The sequence below is a fragment of the Tersicoccus solisilvae genome (genome assembly GCF_014643255.1).
GTDB lineage: Bacteria > Actinomycetota > Actinomycetes > Actinomycetales > Micrococcaceae > Tersicoccus > Tersicoccus solisilvae.
Genome location: NZ_BMJI01000001.1, coordinates 575,730 through 591,969 on the forward strand (window position 1 = coordinate 575,730; position 16,240 = coordinate 591,969).

Annotated in this window: 14 protein-coding genes; all 14 read left to right on the forward strand. The window is 74.5% G+C overall.

Features of this window, described 5'->3' with window-relative positions; translation table 11 throughout:
* Positions 1–63 precede the first annotated feature (63 nt).
* Positions 64–1,068, forward strand: coding sequence for a 1,2-phenylacetyl-CoA epoxidase subunit PaaA (paaA, locus tag IEX22_RS02770; RefSeq protein WP_188665936.1), 1,005 nt, complete (start codon positions 64–66; stop codon positions 1,066–1,068).
* Positions 1,069–1,070: 2 nt separating this feature from the next.
* Positions 1,071–1,385, forward strand: a complete 315-nt coding sequence (gene paaB / locus IEX22_RS02775; RefSeq protein WP_188665938.1) for a 1,2-phenylacetyl-CoA epoxidase subunit PaaB — start codon at positions 1,071–1,073, stop codon at positions 1,383–1,385.
* 57 nt (positions 1,386–1,442) lie between these two features.
* On the forward strand, positions 1,443–2,261 hold the full coding sequence (paaC, locus tag IEX22_RS02780; protein WP_188665940.1) for a 1,2-phenylacetyl-CoA epoxidase subunit PaaC: 819 nt from the start codon (positions 1,443–1,445) through the stop codon (positions 2,259–2,261).
* Positions 2,262–2,287: 26 nt separating this feature from the next.
* Positions 2,288–2,791: a 1,2-phenylacetyl-CoA epoxidase subunit PaaD gene (gene paaD, locus IEX22_RS02785; RefSeq protein WP_188666127.1), complete on the forward strand. Its 504-nt coding sequence runs from the start codon at positions 2,288–2,290 to the stop codon at positions 2,789–2,791.
* Positions 2,792–3,973, forward strand: coding sequence for a 1,2-phenylacetyl-CoA epoxidase subunit PaaE (gene paaE / locus IEX22_RS02790; RefSeq protein WP_188665942.1), 1,182 nt, complete (start codon positions 2,792–2,794; stop codon positions 3,971–3,973).
* 135 nt (positions 3,974–4,108) lie between these two features.
* Positions 4,109–4,876, forward strand: coding sequence for an enoyl-CoA hydratase/isomerase family protein (locus tag IEX22_RS02795; protein WP_188665944.1), 768 nt, complete (start codon positions 4,109–4,111; stop codon positions 4,874–4,876).
* Between the two features lie 157 nt (positions 4,877–5,033).
* The gene (locus IEX22_RS02800; RefSeq protein ID WP_188665946.1) at positions 5,034–6,137 is read left to right on the forward strand and encodes a zinc-binding dehydrogenase; all 1,104 of its coding nucleotides are present in this window, start codon (positions 5,034–5,036) and stop codon (positions 6,135–6,137) included.
* 94 nt (positions 6,138–6,231) lie between these two features.
* Positions 6,232–7,869: a carbamoyltransferase family protein gene (locus tag IEX22_RS02805; protein ID WP_188665948.1), complete on the forward strand. Its 1,638-nt coding sequence runs from the start codon at positions 6,232–6,234 to the stop codon at positions 7,867–7,869.
* A 14-nt stretch (positions 7,870–7,883) separates the two neighbouring features.
* The gene (locus IEX22_RS16065; RefSeq protein WP_188665950.1) at positions 7,884–9,569 is read left to right on the forward strand and encodes an HAD-IIIA family hydrolase; all 1,686 of its coding nucleotides are present in this window, start codon (positions 7,884–7,886) and stop codon (positions 9,567–9,569) included.
* Between the two features lie 2 nt (positions 9,570–9,571).
* A complete protein-coding gene (locus tag IEX22_RS02815) occupies positions 9,572–10,723 on the forward strand; it encodes a glycosyltransferase family 9 protein (protein WP_188665952.1) in 1,152 nt (383 codons plus the stop codon).
* Positions 10,711–11,670 (forward strand): glycosyltransferase, encoded by a 960-nt coding sequence (locus tag IEX22_RS02820; RefSeq protein WP_188665954.1) that lies wholly within the window; start codon positions 10,711–10,713, stop codon positions 11,668–11,670. The genes IEX22_RS02815 and IEX22_RS02820 overlap by 13 nt, the downstream gene beginning before the upstream one ends.
* Positions 11,667–13,580, forward strand: a complete 1,914-nt coding sequence (locus IEX22_RS16070) for a glycosyltransferase (RefSeq protein ID WP_188665956.1) — start codon at positions 11,667–11,669, stop codon at positions 13,578–13,580. The genes IEX22_RS02820 and IEX22_RS16070 overlap by 4 nt, the downstream gene beginning before the upstream one ends.
* Positions 13,577–15,124: a PfkB family carbohydrate kinase gene (locus tag IEX22_RS02830; RefSeq protein WP_188665958.1), complete on the forward strand. Its 1,548-nt coding sequence runs from the start codon at positions 13,577–13,579 to the stop codon at positions 15,122–15,124. Before IEX22_RS16070 ends, IEX22_RS02830 begins: the two co-directional genes overlap by 4 nt.
* Positions 15,121–16,239, forward strand: coding sequence for a glycosyltransferase family 9 protein (locus IEX22_RS02835; protein ID WP_188665960.1), 1,119 nt, complete (start codon positions 15,121–15,123; stop codon positions 16,237–16,239). Before IEX22_RS02830 ends, IEX22_RS02835 begins: the two co-directional genes overlap by 4 nt.
* Position 16,240 lies beyond the last annotated feature (1 nt).

Here is a 16,240-nt window from a genome sequence, read left to right on the forward strand (position 1 = left end):
GGTCGGTAATTCGATTCGGCACCACCGACCGCCCGACCCGCCGACAACCACGAGGTGATGAACATGGCTGCCACGGCAGATCAGACGCTCCGCGCCGTCGCCAGCGACGAGACCGCCGTCGACGGCGAGGGCCAGGCGGCATTCGACCGCATCATCGAGCAGGACTCACGGATCGAACCGCGGGACTGGATGCCGGACAAGTACCGCAAGAGCCTGACCCGCCAGATCTCCCAGCACGCGCACTCCGAGATCATCGGCATGCAGCCGGAGGGCAACTGGATCACCCGCGCCCCCTCCCTCAAGCGCAAGGCCATCCTGATGGCGAAGGTGCAGGACGAGGCCGGCCACGGGCTCTACCTCTACTCGGCCGCCGAGACCCTGGGCACCACGCGCGACGAGATGATGCAGCAGCTGATCGACGGCAAGGCCAAGTACTCCTCGATCTTCAACTACCCGGCCCGCACCTGGGCGGACATGGGCGCGATCGGCTGGCTGGTCGACGGCGCCGCGATCTGCAACCAGGTGCCGCTGTGCCGCGCCTCCTACGGCCCGTACGGTCGCGCCATGGTGCGCATCTGCAAGGAGGAGTCCTTCCACCAGCGGCAGGGCTTCGAGATCCTGCTCGAGCTGTCCAACGGCACCCCGGCGCAGAAGCAGATGGCGCAGGACGCCGTCGACCGCACCTACGCCCCGGCCCTGATGATGTTCGGCCCGCCGGACGGCGACTCCCCGAACTCGGTGCAGTCCATGAAGTGGAACGTCAAGCGGTTCAGCAACGACGAGCTGCGGCAGCGCTTCGTCGACATGATCGTGCCGCAGGCCGAGGTGCTGGGCCTGACCCTGCCCGACCCGGACCTGAAGTGGAACGAGGAGCGCGGCCACTACGACTTCGGCGAACTCGACTGGGACGAGTTCAAGGAGGTGCTCGCCGGGCGCGGGCCCTGCAACACCCAGCGCCTCGAACGCCGTCGTGCCGCCCACGAGGACGGCGCCTGGGTGCGGGAGGCCGCGAAGGCCTACGCCGCCCGGACCGCCGGCCGCCAGTCGACCGAGCTGATCGGAGCCTGAGCATGTCGCAGCCGAACAGCGCCGACGAGCAGGACGCCCGCGAGTGGCCCCTCTGGGAGGTCTTCGTCCGCCCGTCCCGGGGCCTGTCCCACGTCCACGCCGGTTCCCTGCACGCGCCGGACGCCACCATGGCGGTCCGCAACGGCCGTGACCTGTACACCCGCCGCAACGAGGGCACGTCCGTGTGGGTCGTCCCCGCGGACGCGATCACCGCGTCGGACCCGGACGCCAAGGGCGCGTTCTTCGAGTCCGCCGCCGGCAAGGCCTACCGGCACGCCACCTACTACACGCGCAGCGAGGGTGTGAAGCACCTCTGACGCCGGGCTCCCGCCCCCGTCGAGCCCGCACCCGTTCCGCCGACCCCGAGGAATCCCATGTCGAACGACTCCGCCACCCGGATCTCCGTCGGTGACGCCCTCACTCCCGAGGACATCGCCGCCTCCGGTGCCACCGCGTCCGAGCCCGTCGCGCAGTACGCGCTGCGCCTCGGCGACGACGCCCTGATCCTCGCCCAGCGTCTGGGCTGGTGGATCTCGCGGGCACCCGAGCTCGAGGAGGACATGGCGCTGGCCAACATCGCCCTCGACCAGATCGGCCACGCCCGCTCCTTCCTCACCTACGCGGGCACCGCGTGGGGCAAGACGGAGGACGAGCTCGCCTACTTCCGCGACGAGGAGGAGTTCCGGGCCGCGTGGATCGTGGCGCTGGAGAACGGCGACTTCGGGCAGACCATCGCCCGGCAGCTCGTCGTCGCCTGCTACCAGCACGGCCTGTACACGCGGCTCTCCGCCTCGACCGACGCCACGCTGGCCGCCATCGCGGCCAAGGCGCTCAAGGAGGTCGACTACCACCGCGACCACGCGGCCCAGTGGGTGCTACGGCTGGCCCTTGGCACGGAGGAGTCCCGGCGCCGGCTCGAGCACGGGCTGAGCGTCGTGTGGCCGTACGTGGACGAGCTCTTCGAGGACGACGAGCTGATCGACCAGCTCGACGGCGTCGCCGTCCGCCCCTCCCAGCTGCGCGCCGGCTTCGACGCCGACGTCGCCGCCGTGTTCGACGAAGCGGACCTGACCGTGCCGGACGTGCAGCCCAGCAGCACCGGCGGCCGGCGCGGCGAGCCGCACGAGCAGCTCGGCTACATCCTGGCCGAGATGCAGTCGCTGGCCCGCAAGCACCCGGGAGCCACCTGGTGAGCGCCCCGACGATCGATCGCGACACCATGAGCACCGACGCGGACCGCCGGGTCTGGGAGATCGCCGCCACCGTGTGCGACCCCGAGATCCCGGTGCTGACCATCGAGGACCTCGGCATCCTCCGGGACGCCGCGATGGTCCCGGCCACCGGCGACGAGGCCACCGCCCGGGTCACCATCACCCCGACCTACTCCGGCTGCCCCGCGATGGACACCATCCGCGACGACCTGGTCACCGCGCTCACCGCGCACGGCTACCGGAACGTCCAGGTCGACTTCTCCCTCAGCCCGGCCTGGACCACCGACTGGATGACCGAGGACGGCAAGGCCAAGCTCACCGAGTACGGCATCGCCCCGCCCACCGGTCGCGCCGCCGCGGCCGGTCCCATCCGCGTGGCGCTGAGCGTGAAGTGCCCGCGCTGCTCCTCGCTGCGGACCCGGGAGATCACCCGCTTCGGCTCGACCTCCTGCAAGGCCCTCTACGTCTGCAACGACTGCCAGGAACCCTTCGACTACTTCAAGGTGCTCTAGATGACGGCGACGACCGAGAATGCCCCGGCGAGAAAGCGTGCCTCCTTCCACCCGCTGACCGTCAGCGCCGTCCGGCCCCTGACCGCCGACGCCGTCGAGGTCACCTTCGCCGTGCCGGCGGACCTGGCGGCTCAGTACGACTACCTGCCCGGCCAGTACGTGGCCCTGCGCGCCGACATCGACGGCCGCGAGGTGCGGCGCAGCTACTCGATCTGCGCGGAGCCGGCCACGTTCGACGACGGCAGCTCCCGGATCACGGTCGGGATCAAGCGGGACCTCGGCGGCGTGTTCTCCACCTGGGCCACCAGCGAGCTGGCGGCCGGCGACACCGTCGAGGTGATGAGCCCGCAGGGCGCCTTCATCTCCCAGCACGCCCTCACCGGCCTGAACGACCCCGACGCCATCGGGGACGAGGTGGCCGCGGCCGGCCGTGCCGGCTACGTGGGGATCGCCGCCGGCTCCGGCATCACGCCCGTCATCGCCATCGCCCGGGCCGTCCTCAAGCGGAACCCGCAGGCGAGCTTCGACCTGGTCTACGCCAACCGCGCGGCGGCGGACGTGATGTTCCTCGAGGAGCTCGCCGACCTGAAGGACCGGTACCCCACCCGGCTCGCGCTGCATCACGTGCTCTCCCGCGAGCAGCGGATCTCCCCGCTGCTGACCGGCCGCATCGACGCCGAGAAGCTGACCACCATCGTCGACTCCGTGGTCCGCACCCCGCTGGTCGACGAGTGGTTCCTGTGCGGCCCGTTCGACCTCGTCCAGCTCGCCCGGGACACCCTCGCCGAGCGCGGCGTGCCCGCCGAGAAGATCCGGTTCGAGCTGTTCACCACCGGCCGGCCCGAGGGCGCTCCCGAGGGCAACGCCGGCCGGCCCGTGGTCGAGGACCCGGAAGGGGAGAACTACGAGATCGAGTTCAATCTCGACGGCCTGCACGGCTCGGTGAAGAGCCCGCGCAGCGCGCGGGAGACGATCCTCAACGCCGCCCTGCGGGTGCGCGGCGACGTGCCGTTCGCGTGCGCGGGCGGGGTCTGCGGAACGTGCCGGGCGAAGGTCGTCTCCGGCACCGTGGACATGGACGAGAACTACGCGCTCGAGGCCGACGAGGTGGAACGCGGGTACGTGCTCACCTGCCAGTCCCGGCCCACCTCGGACACCGTCACCGTCGACTACGACGCCTGAGCCGGCACCCGCCCCACCCGGGCCAGCTCGTCAATAGATGTTCACCGGAGGGCCTCAGCGGCCCCGGATGGAGCATCTATTGACGACCTGGCGCCCTACCTCGCCGCCATCCCTTCGACCCGCAGGAGTGTGCCCGTGATCGAGCTGACCATCGCGAATGACGTCGCCGAGGTGGTGCTGAACGCGCCGCAGAAGATGAATGCCCTGGACGCGGCGGCGCTGGAGGACCTGCGCCAGGCCTACGCCGAGGCCGCCGACGCGAACGTGCGCGCCCTGCTGCTGCGCGGCGAGGGCCGCGGCTTCTGCGCCGGCCGGGACATCTCCAGTGTCGACCCCGCGACCGACGACGCGCATGGCTTCCTGGCGGACACCGTCACCCCGGTGCTGAAGGCGATGAGCGCGTTCCCGGCACCCACATTCGCCGCCGTGCAGGGGCCGGCGCTCGGCGTCGGGCTCGGCCTGCTGGTGGCGACCGACGTGGTCTACGTCGCCGAGACCGCGAAGATCGGCTCGCCGTTCGCCAATCTCGGCGCCACCCTCGACTCGGGGGGCCACTGGCTGTTCACCGAGCGGCTCGGCGCCCACCGCACCCTGGACCTCATCTACACGGCCGAGCTGATCAGCGGCGCCGAGGCCGTCGCTTCCGGCCTGTTCAGCCGCGCGCTGCCCGCCGAGGAGCTGCTGGGGACCACTCGCGGCATCGTCGCGAAGGTCGCCACCGGGGCCACCGGCGCGTTCCGGGCCTCCAAGGCGCTGGTGGCGCAGATCCGCGACGAGCGGCTCGGCCTGTGGGATTCCATCACCGCGGAGAACCGGGCGCAGGGCGACCTGTGCGGCACCGCCGACTACGCGGAGGGCTTCGCCGCCTTCCAGCAGAAGCGCACCCCCGTCTTCCACGGCTGACGGCTGCGGCGACATCGTCGCACGTCAGTGGGCAGAGTGCACCGCTTTCGCTACCCTCCGAGCAGGGATGGGCGGAAACGAATCTGCTGCTGGCCGTCGTGTTGGTGTCCATGATCGGGGACAGTGGTCTTCACGATCGGCAACGCGAGGAGACGGCATGCGAGCACACGTCCTGGACACCGTCGGCACCGACCTGCGGGAGGCGGACGTCGTCCTCGGCCCTCCGAAGCCGGGGGAGGTGGGCGTCCGCGTCGCCGCCTGCGGTGTCTGCCACACCGACCTCCACGTGATCAAGGGCGAGGTCGCCTTCCCCACCCCGTGCGTGCTGGGGCACGAGATCTCCGGCTGGGTCGAGGCCATCGGCGAGGGCGTGACGGGACTGGACGTCGGAGACCGGGTCGTCTGCAGCTTCATCATGCCGTGCGGGTCCTGCCGCCAGTGCGACCGCGGCCACGAGGACCTGTGCGAGACGTTCTTCGCGAAGAACCGGCTCAAGGGGCAGCTCTACGACGGTTCGTCCCGGCTCTCCGCCGCGGACGGCACGCCCATCGCCATGTACTCGATGGCCGGGCTCGCCGAGCACGCCGTGGTGCCGGCCACCGCCGTGTTCCGGCTCCCAGACGCGATTCCGCTCGAGCAGGCCGCCGTCCTCGGGTGCAGCGTCTTCACCAGCTACGGCGCCGTGCACAACGTCGGGAAGGTGACCGCGGGGGACACGGTCGCCGTCGTCGCCGCGGGCGGCATCGGGCTGAACATCGTTCAGATGGCCGTCGCGCACGGCGCGTCCCGGGTGATCGCCATCGACATCGACGACGAGAAGCTCGCGCTCGCCCGGCGCGTGGGGGCGACGGACACCGTCAACTCCCGGACCGAGGACCCGCTCGAGGCGGTGCGCCGCCTCACCGACGGGCACGGCGTCGACGTCGCGTTCGAGGCCTTCGGCAGCGCGCCGACCGTGCGCACCGCGGTCGACGTCGTCGACGACGGCGGCCGGGTCGTGCTGGTCGGCATTGCGCCCGTGGGTGTCGAGGCGCAGTTCGACATCGCGCGCGTCGTGCGCCGGAAGATCCAGATCCTCGGCTCCTTCGGTGCCCGGGCCTCCGTCGACATGCCGGCCGTGCTCGACCTGGTGGCCGACGGGCGGATCCGGCTCGACGACCTCGTCACCGATCGGTACGCGTTCGCCGACGCCGGCCGGGCCTACCGGGACCTGGAGGAGCGGCGCATCCGCGGTCGCGCGGTGGTCACGCTCACCGGCTGAGAGGAGGCCCGGTCGCGACGGAGCACTTGTCCAATCGGACAAACGTCTCCGGAAGCGGTTATGCAGCCGGCTGATCATCAGTACACTGCGGACCATGAAGGTTCTCGGTGTCAACGCGATCTTCCACGATCCCGCGGCCGCGCTGGTGATCGACGGGCGCGTGGTCGCCGCCGCGGAGGAGGAGCGGTTCTCCCGGCGCAAGCACGGCAAGCGACCGGTGCCGTTCTCGGCCTGGGAACTGCCCGAGCAGGCCATGCGCTGGGTGCTGCGCGAGGCCGGCCTGCGGCCCGAGGACCTCGACGCCGTCGGCTACTCGTTCGACCCGTCGATCGCCGCGCACATTCCCGACGACCCGTACGATCCGATCCGCGTCGACTACGCCCGCCGCGCCCCGGGCTTCCTCGCCGAGGCCCTGCCCGGGCTGGACGCGAACAAGGTCCACTACATTCAGCACCACGTCGCCCACGCCGCGTCCTCGGGACTCGCCGGCCCGTACCCCACCGGCAGTGTGCTCGTCGTCGACGGTCGCGGTGAGGCCCACTCCCACCTGGCCGGCCGGTACGAGAACGGCAGGCTCGAGATCCTGCACCGGCAGGAGCTGCCGGACTCCCTCGGCCTGCTCTACGAGTCCCTGACCGGGCACCTCGGCTTCGAGCGGTCCAGTGACGAGTTCAAGGTGATGGCGCTCGCCTCCTACGGCCGGCCGCGGTTCCTCGACGACCTGCGGGAGATCGTGCACGCCACCGGCGACGGCGGGTTCCGCGCCCAGGCCCCGGACTGGACCCGATTCGCCCCGGCCCGGATCGACGACGGCACGTGGGGCGGCGACCACGCCGACCTCGCCGCCTCCGTCCAGGCCGTCGTCGAGGAGACCCTCGTCGACCTGGCCACCTGGCTGCACGGGCAGACCGGGGATCGGTACCTCACCATGGCCGGCGGCACCGCCCTGAACTGCGTGGCCAACTCGCGGATCTGGCGCGAGTCGCCGTTCGACGACGTGTGGGTCCAGCCCGCGGCCGGCGACTCCGGCACGGCGCTCGGCGCCGCCCTGCACCTGGCCGCCGAGGGCGGCGACACGATCGTGCCCGCTCCCACGGCGGCGCTCGGCCGCAGCTGGACGGACGACGAACTGGCGAGCTGGCTGACCACGGCCCAGGTGCCGTTCACGACGCCGGTGGACCTGGCCGGCGAGGTGGCGGACGTGCTCGCGGACAACGGCGTCGTCGCCTGGTTCGACGGGCGCAGCGAGTTCGGCCCCCGCGCGCTCGGCCGCCGCTCCCTGATCGCCAACCCGATCCACGCGGAGAACCTGGAACGGCTCAACGACGTCAAGGGCCGGGAGCAGTTCCGGCCGGTGGCGCCCATGGTCCTCGCCGACCGCGCGCACGAGATCTTCAGCGGCGGGCCGATCCCCAGCCCCTACATGCTCTTCGTGCACGACGTCGCCGAGCCCTGGCGGAAGAAGATCCCCACCGTGACGCACGTGGACGGCACCGCACGGATCCAGACGGTCACCGACGAGGACAACGCCGGCATCGCCGCGCTGCTGCGCGCCTTCGACGAGCGGACCGGGGTGCCCGTGGTCGTCAACACGTCGCTGAACACCGCCGGCCGGCCGATGGTCGACGACCCCCGCGACGCGCTCGAGCTCTTCGGCTCTGCCCCGGTGGCCGTGTTGGTGCTGGGCCCGCACCTCGTCCGGCGCACCGACCTCTTCCGGGCGGCCCCGTGACGGCCCCGGTACCGGTGACGCGCTCCGCCGCGCCCGCCTACGCCGTCGTGATCCCCTCGGTCGGGCGGCCGAGCCTGCAGCGGCTGCTCGACACCCTGGCCGCCCAGGACGAGAACACGCCCACCGCCGTGGTCGTCGTCGACGACCGGCGCGGTGACGTGGCGGCGCTGACCCCGGTGTTCGCGCCGACGGCCTCCGCCGGGCCCGTGCCGCTGACGGTGGTGCGCGGGTACGGCCGGGGCCCCGCGGCGGCGCGGAACCGCGGCTGGCGGGTCGCCGCCCGCACCGGCGTCACGTGGATCGCCTTCCTGGACGACGACGTCGAGCTGCCCGCCGGGTGGGCGAACGGCCTCGCCGCCGACCTCGCCTCTTGCGGACCCGGCGACGCGGCCACGCAGGGCCGCATCCACGTCCCCCTGCCCGCGGACCGACGGCCCACCGACTGGGAGCGCAACACCGCCGCCCTGATGGACGCCGACTGGGCGACCGCCGACATGGCCTACCGCGTCGCCGCCCTGGAACAGGTGGGCGGCTTCGACGAGCGGTTCCCGCGTGCCTTCCGGGAGGACGCCGATCTCGCTCTGCGCGTCCGCGACGCCGGCTGGACGCTGCGCCGCGGGCAGCGGTCCATCGTCCACCCGGTGCGGCCCGCCGACGCGTGGGTCAGCCACCGGGTGCAGGCCGGCAACGCCGACGACGCCCTGATGCGCCGCCTCCACGGGCCGGACTGGCGCGCCCGCGCCGAGGCGCCCGCTGGCGGTTTCCGCCGGCACGTCGCGACCGTCGTGGCTGCGGCGACCGGTGTGCTCGGCGCCGCCATCGCGCTCGACGGACTCGTCGGCGGGGCGATCGCCCGGTCGGTGCCAGCCGCGGACCCGACCGCCGGCCAGGCCGTCGTCCGCCGGGCCGGACTGGCCGCACTCGCCGCCGGGACCCTGGCCTGGGGCGGGCTGACCGCCCGGTTCCTGCGGCTGCGGATGGGGCCCGGCCCGCGCCCGGGTGACCCCGGGTACCGCGACGAACTGACGCGGATGGCCGTGACCAGCGCCACCATCCCCGTCGCCGCCGTCGCCCACCACGTACGCGGCGTCGTCGCCCACCGGCGCACGGGCCCGTGGCCGCGACCGGTGCGCGCCGTCCTGGTCGACCGGGACGGCACCCTGGTGCGGGACGTGCCCTACAACGGGGATCCGACGAAGGTCGAGCCGATGCCCGGCGCGGTCGAGGCGGCCCGCCGGGTCCGGGCCGCGGGTCTGCCGGTCGGGCTGGTCAGCAACCAGTCCGGCATCGGCCGCGGCCTGCTGACCCGGGACCAGGTCGACGCCGTCAACGCGCGTGTCGCCGAGCTGGTGGGCGGACTGGACACCGTGCGCGTCTGCCCGCACGCTCCCGAGGCCGGGTGCGCGTGCCGCAAGCCGCGGCCCGGGTTGATCCTCGCCGCCGCGGCCGACCTGAGCGTCGACCCGGCCGAGTGCGTGGTGATCGGGGATATCGGCGCCGACGTCGAGGCCGCGCAGGCGGCCGGGGCCCGCGCCGTCCTGGTGCCGACCGACGTCACACTCCCCACGGAGATCGACGCCGCGCCCGCCGTGGCCCGCGACCTGCTCGACGCCGTCACGCAGGCGCTGGGCGCAGCGGAGGCCACCGTCGGCACGAGAACAGTGGACACGGCGCCGGCGGGCGAACGGGCGGGGGTCTGAGCATGGGCCGCATCCTGGCGGTCCGGCTCGACTCGGACGGTGACGTGCTGCTGACCGGCCCGGCCGTCCGGGCGCTCGCGGGACTCGGCGAGGTGGATCTGCTCGCCTCCCCGTCGGGCGCGGCCGCCGGCCGGCTGCTGCCCGACGTGGCCGACGTGCTCGTCTTCGACGCCCCGTGGTCCGGTTTCGCCCCGCCGCCGGTCGACGCCGCCGCGACCCGCGCGCTCGTCGACGACCTCGCCGCCCGGCAGTACGACGCTGCGGTGATCTTCACGTCCTTCCACCAGAGTCCGCTGCCGATGGCGCTGCTCGCGCGGCTGGCCGGCATCGGCCACATCGCCGCAACCAGCGAGGACTATCCCGGTTCCCTCCTGGACGTCCGACACCGGCGGGACGCCCCACCCGGCGGGGGACACGAGGCCGAGGCCGCCCTGGCCCTGGCGGTCGCCGCCGGCGCCCCCGACCCGGGTCCCGGGGGGAGTGCGCTCGCCGTCCGACGCCCCCTGCCGGCCCTCCCAGCGGACCTGCTCCCGGACGGGCTGGGCGCGAACGGCCCGCAGCACGGCGCCGCCGACGCCTTCGTGGTCCTGCATCCCGGCGCCTCCGTCCCGTCCCGTGCGCTGACCACCGCGCACGCCGCGGCCCTGGCCGTGGGCCTGGCCGCCGCCGGGTGGCCGGTCGCCGTCACCGGGGGCCCGGCAGAGGCCGACCGGTGCGCCGACGTCGTCGCGCGGGCGCGCCTGGCCGCGCCGGAGGCCGCCGTCGTGGACGTCGCCGGCCGCACGTCGCTGGCCGAACTGGCCGCCGTGCTCGACGCCGCGGCCTGCGTCGTCGTCGGCAACACCGGCCCGGCCCATCTCGCCGCCGCGGTCGGCACGCCCGTCGTCAGCCTGTTCTCCCCGGTGGTCCCGGCGCAGCGGTGGGCGCCGCACGGGGTGCCGACCATCGTGCTCGGCGACCAGCACGCCGCCTGCCGCGACACCCGCGCCCGGGACTGCCCGGTGCCGGGCCACCCCTGCCTGAGCGAGGTCAGCGCCGTCGAGGTCGTCGCCGCGGTGACCGCGCTGACCACGAACCGGACGACGAGCAGGACCACGGAGACCGAGACGACGACGGACACGACGACGGAGGAGGCAACCTCGTGCGCATCCTGACCTGGCACGTCCACGGCTCCTGGTCCACGGCCTTCGTCCAGGGCCGGCACACCTACCTGATCCCCGTGCTGCCCGACCGATCCCGCGACGGGCTCGGCCGCGCGGCCACCTGGGACTGGCCGGCCCACGCCGTCGAGCTGAGCCCCGAGGAACTCGCCGACACCGCGATCGACCTCGTCGTCCTGCAGCGGCCCGAGGAGCTGGACCTGGTCGAACGGTGGACCGGCCGTCGTCCGGGCCGCGACCTTCCCGCCGTCTACGTCGAGCACGACGCCCCGCGCGGTCACGCCGTCACCTCCCGCCACCCGCTGGCCGACCAGACCGCCATCCCGATCGTCCACGTCACCCACTTCAACCACGTGATGTGGGACAACGGAACCGCCCCGACCGCGGTGATCGAGCACGGCGTCATCGACCCCGGCGCCCGGTACACCGGGGAAACCGCGTCACTGGCCGTCGTCGTCAACGAGCCGGTGCGCCGCGGCCGGGTGGCGGGCACCGACCTCGTCGCCGATCTCGCCGTGGACCTGCCCGTCGACGTGTACGGGATGGGGATGGACGCCCTCGCCGCGTCCGCGCCGGGCCGTCGCTGGCAGCTGCACGAGAACTACCCGCAGCACCGACTGCACGACGCGCTCGGCAGTCACCGCGCCTACCTGCATCCGTACCGGTGGACCAGCCTCGGTCTCGCCCTGATCGAGGCCATGATGCTCGGCCTGCCCGTGCTCGGGCTCTCCACCACGGAGGGACCCCGGGCGGTGCCCGCAGAGGCCGGCCTGCTGACCAACGACCTGACCGCCCTGACCGCGCGGGCGCAGCACTGGCTCGCCGAACCGGACGAGGCGCGCGCCGCCGGGGCCGCCGGCCGCGCGCACGCGCTGAGCCACTACGGCCTCGACCGCTTCCTGACCGACTGGGACGACCTCCTTCAGAAGGTGAGCCGATGAAGATCGCCATGGTGTCCGAACACGCCAGCCCCCTGGCCGCCCTCGGCGGTGTCGACGCCGGCGGGCAGAACGTGCACGTCGCCCAGCTGGCCACCGCCCTGGCCGCCCGCGGGCACACGGTGACGGTGTACACGCGGCGGGACGACGTGGCCCTGCCCGACGCGGTGGAACTGACGCCGGGCGTGCAGGTCGTCCACCTGCCCGCCGGGCCGGCCCGCACCCTGCCCAAGGACGAGCTGGCGCCCTTCATGGACGAGTTCGGCCGCTGGCTGACGCGGACCTGGATCGCGGACGGTCCCCCGGATCTCGTTCACGCCCACTTCTGGATGTCCGGGCTGGCCGCGCGCCGCGCCGCGGACGCCCTGCAGCTGCCCCTCGCGCTGACCTTCCACGCCCTCGGCGCCGTCAAGCGGCGCCATCAGGGACTCGCCGACACGAGCCCGGCGAGCCGGCTCGCCGCCGAGACGGACCTGCTCGGCGCCGCGGACGTCGTGCTGGCGACCTGCGAGGACGAGAAGCGGGAGCTGATGGCGCTCGGCGCCGACCCCGAGCGGGTGGCGGTCGTGCCGTGCGGCGTGGACCTGACCGCCTTCGCGCCCTCCGGGCCACCGCAGCACGAGGCCGGGGAGCCGGCCCGCATCGTGGCGCTGGGCCGGCTGGTGGAGCGCAAGGGCGTCGACACCGTCCTGGCCGCACTGGCCGCCTTGCCGGGTTCGGTGCCAGGCGATCCCGTGCCGGCTGATTCCGTCCTGGAGAACGCCGTCCTGCACATCGCGGGTGGTCCCGATGCCGCCGCGCTGGACGAGGATCCCGAGGCCGTCCGGCTCGGCGCGCTGGCGCGGGAGCTCGGCGTCGAGGACCGGGTCGTGCTGCACGGCCGCGTCGACCGGGCCGGTGCCGCCGCGCTGCTGGCCGCGGCCGACGTCGTTGCCTGCACCCCCTGGTACGAGCCGTTCGGGATGGTGCCGCTCGAGGCGGCGGCCAGCGGACGGCCCGTCGTCGGTTCCGCCGTGGGCGGTCTGCTGGACAGCGTCGAGGACGGCGTCACCGGCCTGCTGGTGCCGCCGCGCGACGTCGGGGCCACCTCCGAGGCCCTGCGGCGGGTCCTCCAGGACCGGGACCTGGCCGCCCGGATGGGCCGGGCCGGGCGGGATCGGGTCGAGCGGCTGTTCGGCTGGGACCGCGTCGCCGAACGCACCGAGGCCGTCTACCAGCAGGTGCTGCGCGCGCACGGCGACCGGCAGCACCGGCCGCGCACGGGCACCCGCGAGTGGATCGCCGACCACCTGGCCGAACTGCAGCGCGCCGTCGCGGACGCGGCCGCGCACGCCGACGTCGTCGACCGCTGGGGGGCTCAGCTGGCGGCCCTGCTCGGCCGAGGCGGGCGGGTGCTCGTGGCCGGCAACGGCGGCAGTGCGGCCGAGGCGCAGCACTTCACCGCGGAGCTGGTCGGCCGGTTCGAGAGCGAGCGGGTCCCGCTCTCGGCCCTCTGCCTGTCCGCCGAGACGTCCAGCCTGACCGCGATCGGCAACGACTACGGGATCACCGAGGTGTTCGCCCGGCAGGTGGAGGCTCACGGGCGCCCCGGCGACGTCGTCGTGCTGCTCTCGACCAGCGGCCGCAGCCCCAACGTCCTTTCCGCCGCCGAGCGGGCCCGCGCCGGCGGGATGCACGTGTGGGCGTTGACCGGCCCGGGTCCGAACCCGCTCGCCGACGCCGCCGACGAGGCCCTCGCCGTGAAGGCGGCCAGCACCTCCGTGGTGCAGGAGATGCACCTGATGCTGCTGCACGCCGTCTGCGCGGCGGTCGACGCCCGGCACGCGGCGGCGCCCCGGGCCGACGATGCGCTCACGGCGTGCCCGGGCTCGAGTCCGCAGGACGCCGTGCTGGTCGAGGCGGATGCCGGATGAGCCCGCGCATCGTCGTCGTCGGCGACGTCATGCTGGACCGCGACCTGGTCGGCACGAGCACCCGGCTCAGCCCGGACGCGCCGGTGCCCGTGGTCGACGTGGACGCGGTGCTGTCCAGCCCCGGCGGCGCGGGCCTGACGGCGCTGCTGTGCGCCGCCGGCGACGGCGGAAGCGGCCGGGAGGGCACCGCCGTCGACGTGACCCTCGTGGCGCCCGTCGCGGACGACGCCGCGGGCCGCGAGCTCGTGGACGCGCTGCCCGGAGTGACCGTGCACCGGCTCGGGCACGACGGCCCCACCCGGACGAAGACGCGGATCCGCTCCTCAGGGCAGGCCATGCTGCGCGTCGACGAGGGCGGGCCGGGGGCACCGGTCGACGTCGATGCGAACGCTCTGACCGCGGTGCTCGCCGGCGCCGACGTCGTGCTGGTCTCCGACTACGGCGGCGGGACCACGCGCGACCCCGCCGTGCGGAAGGTCCTCGCCGATCACGCCGCTCACGCGACGGTGGTCTGGGACCCGCATCCGCGCGGGGGAGCGCCCGTGCCCGGGTGCACGCTGATCACCCCGAACGCCGCCGAGGCGGAGGCCGCGACAGCGGGTGTCGACCACGCGCCCGCGTTGCCCACAGACGCGTTGCCCACAGACGCGTTGCCGACAGACGCGTTGCCGGCAGGTGCGGCGCCGAAAGGCGCGGACGGGACGGGGGCCGACACCGGGGGGACCGGCGAGCACACGTGCCCGGACGGCGATGCCGCCGCTCGGGCACGCGCCCTCCGCGCCGGCTGGCGAGCGCACGGTGTGGCCGTGACGGTCGGTGCCGACGGGGCGCACCTGGCCACGAACGCCGGCGTGACGCACATCCCCGCCGCTCCCGTCGAGAGCACCGACCCCTGCGGGGCGGGCGACCGGTTCGCCGCGACGGCGGCGCTCACCCTGGCGACCGGGGGCACCCTCGACGCCGCGGTGGAGGCGGCGGTCGAGTCGGCCGGCCAGTGGGTCGCGGCCGGGGGCGCCCTGTCCTTCCGCGCCGGGTTGCGCGCCCGGGAGCGTGCCGCCGCGCGCCCGGCCGACCCCGCGCTGCCGGCCGAGGTGCGGAACCTGGTCGACCGGGTGCGCGCGTCGGGCGGCACCGTGGTCGCGACGGGCGGCTGCTTCGACGTCCTGCACGCCGGGCACATCGCCTGCCTGGACGCCGCCCGGAACCTCGGCGACGCCCTCGTCGTGCTGCTCAACTCGGACGACTCCGTGCGCCGGCTCAAGGGGTCGACCCGGCCGGTCGTGGGCCAGGCCGACCGGGCACGCGTGCTCGCCGCCCTGCGCAGCGTGGACGCCGTCGTCGTGTTCGACCAGGACGACCCGCGTGCCGCGCTGGCCGCCCTGCGCCCGGACGTGTGGGTCAAGGGCGGGGACTACCTGCCCGAGCAGCTGCCCGAGGCGGACGTCGTGGCCGCCGGCGGGGGACGGGTGACCGTCCTGCCGTACCTCTCGGGCCGGTCGACGAGCGCGATCCTCGCCCGTGCGGGACGAGAGACGCGAGCATGACCGACGACGAATCCGGCCGGCGGCGTCGCCGGCCCGAGCCGTACACCGCCGAGGCCCTGGCCGTCGATCCTGCTGCATCCAGCGTGGACGCCGACGTCCCGCACGCCGTCGATCCCGCCGGCATCGGCGACGGCGACGTGCTCGTGCTGCGCGCCCTCGGTCTCGGCGACGCCCTCACCGGCATCGCGCCGATGCGCGGCCTGCGACGCCTCTTCCCCGGCCACCGGCTGATCCTCGCCGCTCCCGGCCCGGTCGGCGCGTGGCTGGCCGACCTCGGCGTCGTCGACGGGGTGCTGCCGACCCCCGGACTGGTCGACCTGCCGCCCCTCGCCGGCGGCCACGTGGCCGTCGACCTGCACGGACGCGGTCCGGCGAGCCAGCGGCTGCTCGCCGCCACCCGTCCGTCCCGGCTGATCGCCTTCTCCTGCCCCGAGGTCGGCCATCACGGGCCGGCCTGGTGCGCCGACGAGCACGAGGTGCGCCGCTGGTGCCGGCTGGTCAGTGACGCGGGCGGCCCCTGCGGGCCGGCGGACCTGCTGCTGCGCTTCCACCGGCCCGCCCCCGCCGGTGCCCCGGTCGTGCTGCACCCCGGCGCCGCGTTCGGCTCCCGCCGCTGGCCCGTCGACCGGTGGCGCGCCGTCGCCGAGCACCTGACGGGCCGGGGGCGCCGCGTGCTGGTCACCGGCTCGGCCGCCGAGCGGGACCTGACCGGGGCGATCAGTGACGGCCTGGACGGCGTGCGCGACCTCGGCGGCGCGCTCGGGCTGAGCGCGCTGACGGACGCGGTCGGCGGGGCGGCGCTGGTGATCAGCGGCGACACCGGCACCGCGCACCTGGCCACGGCGCTGGCCGTCCGGTCCGTCCTCCTGTTCGGCCCGACGCCGCCGTCGCGCTGGGGCCCGGTCGTCGATCCCCATCTGCACACCGTGCTGTGGCACGGCGACCCCGACGCCGCCGCGTGGGGTGACCCGCACGGCGAGACGCTCGACGAGCGGCTCGCCGCCGTGACCGTCGCCGAGGTCGTCGCCGCCGCGGGCGCTCAGCTGCCGCCGTCGGACGACGCCGCCTCCACTCCCGCCCCGTCCCCGTTCCCGTTCCCGTTCCCGGAAGGATGAT

Excerpts from the sequence above, each read along its gene's own strand:
- paaA (WP_188665936.1), top strand. The coding sequence starts at position 64 with ATGGCTGCCACGGCAGATCAGACGCTCCGCGCCGTCGCCAGCGACGAG.
- paaB (WP_188665938.1), top strand. The coding sequence starts at position 1,071 with ATGTCGCAGCCGAACAGCGCCGACGAGCAGGACGCCCGCGAGTGGCCC.
- paaC (WP_188665940.1), top strand. The coding sequence starts at position 1,443 with ATGTCGAACGACTCCGCCACCCGGATCTCCGTCGGTGACGCCCTCACT.
- paaD (WP_188666127.1), top strand. The coding sequence starts at position 2,288 with ATGAGCACCGACGCGGACCGCCGGGTCTGGGAGATCGCCGCCACCGTG.
- paaE (WP_188665942.1), top strand. The coding sequence starts at position 2,792 with ATGACGGCGACGACCGAGAATGCCCCGGCGAGAAAGCGTGCCTCCTTC.
- IEX22_RS02800 (WP_188665946.1), top strand. The coding sequence starts at position 5,034 with ATGCGAGCACACGTCCTGGACACCGTCGGCACCGACCTGCGGGAGGCG.
- IEX22_RS02805 (WP_188665948.1), top strand. The coding sequence starts at position 6,232 with ATGAAGGTTCTCGGTGTCAACGCGATCTTCCACGATCCCGCGGCCGCG.
- IEX22_RS02815 (WP_188665952.1), top strand. The coding sequence starts at position 9,572 with ATGGGCCGCATCCTGGCGGTCCGGCTCGACTCGGACGGTGACGTGCTG.
- IEX22_RS16070 (WP_188665956.1), top strand. The coding sequence starts at position 11,667 with ATGAAGATCGCCATGGTGTCCGAACACGCCAGCCCCCTGGCCGCCCTC.
- IEX22_RS02830 (WP_188665958.1), top strand. The coding sequence starts at position 13,577 with ATGAGCCCGCGCATCGTCGTCGTCGGCGACGTCATGCTGGACCGCGAC.
- IEX22_RS02835 (WP_188665960.1), top strand. The coding sequence starts at position 15,121 with ATGACCGACGACGAATCCGGCCGGCGGCGTCGCCGGCCCGAGCCGTAC.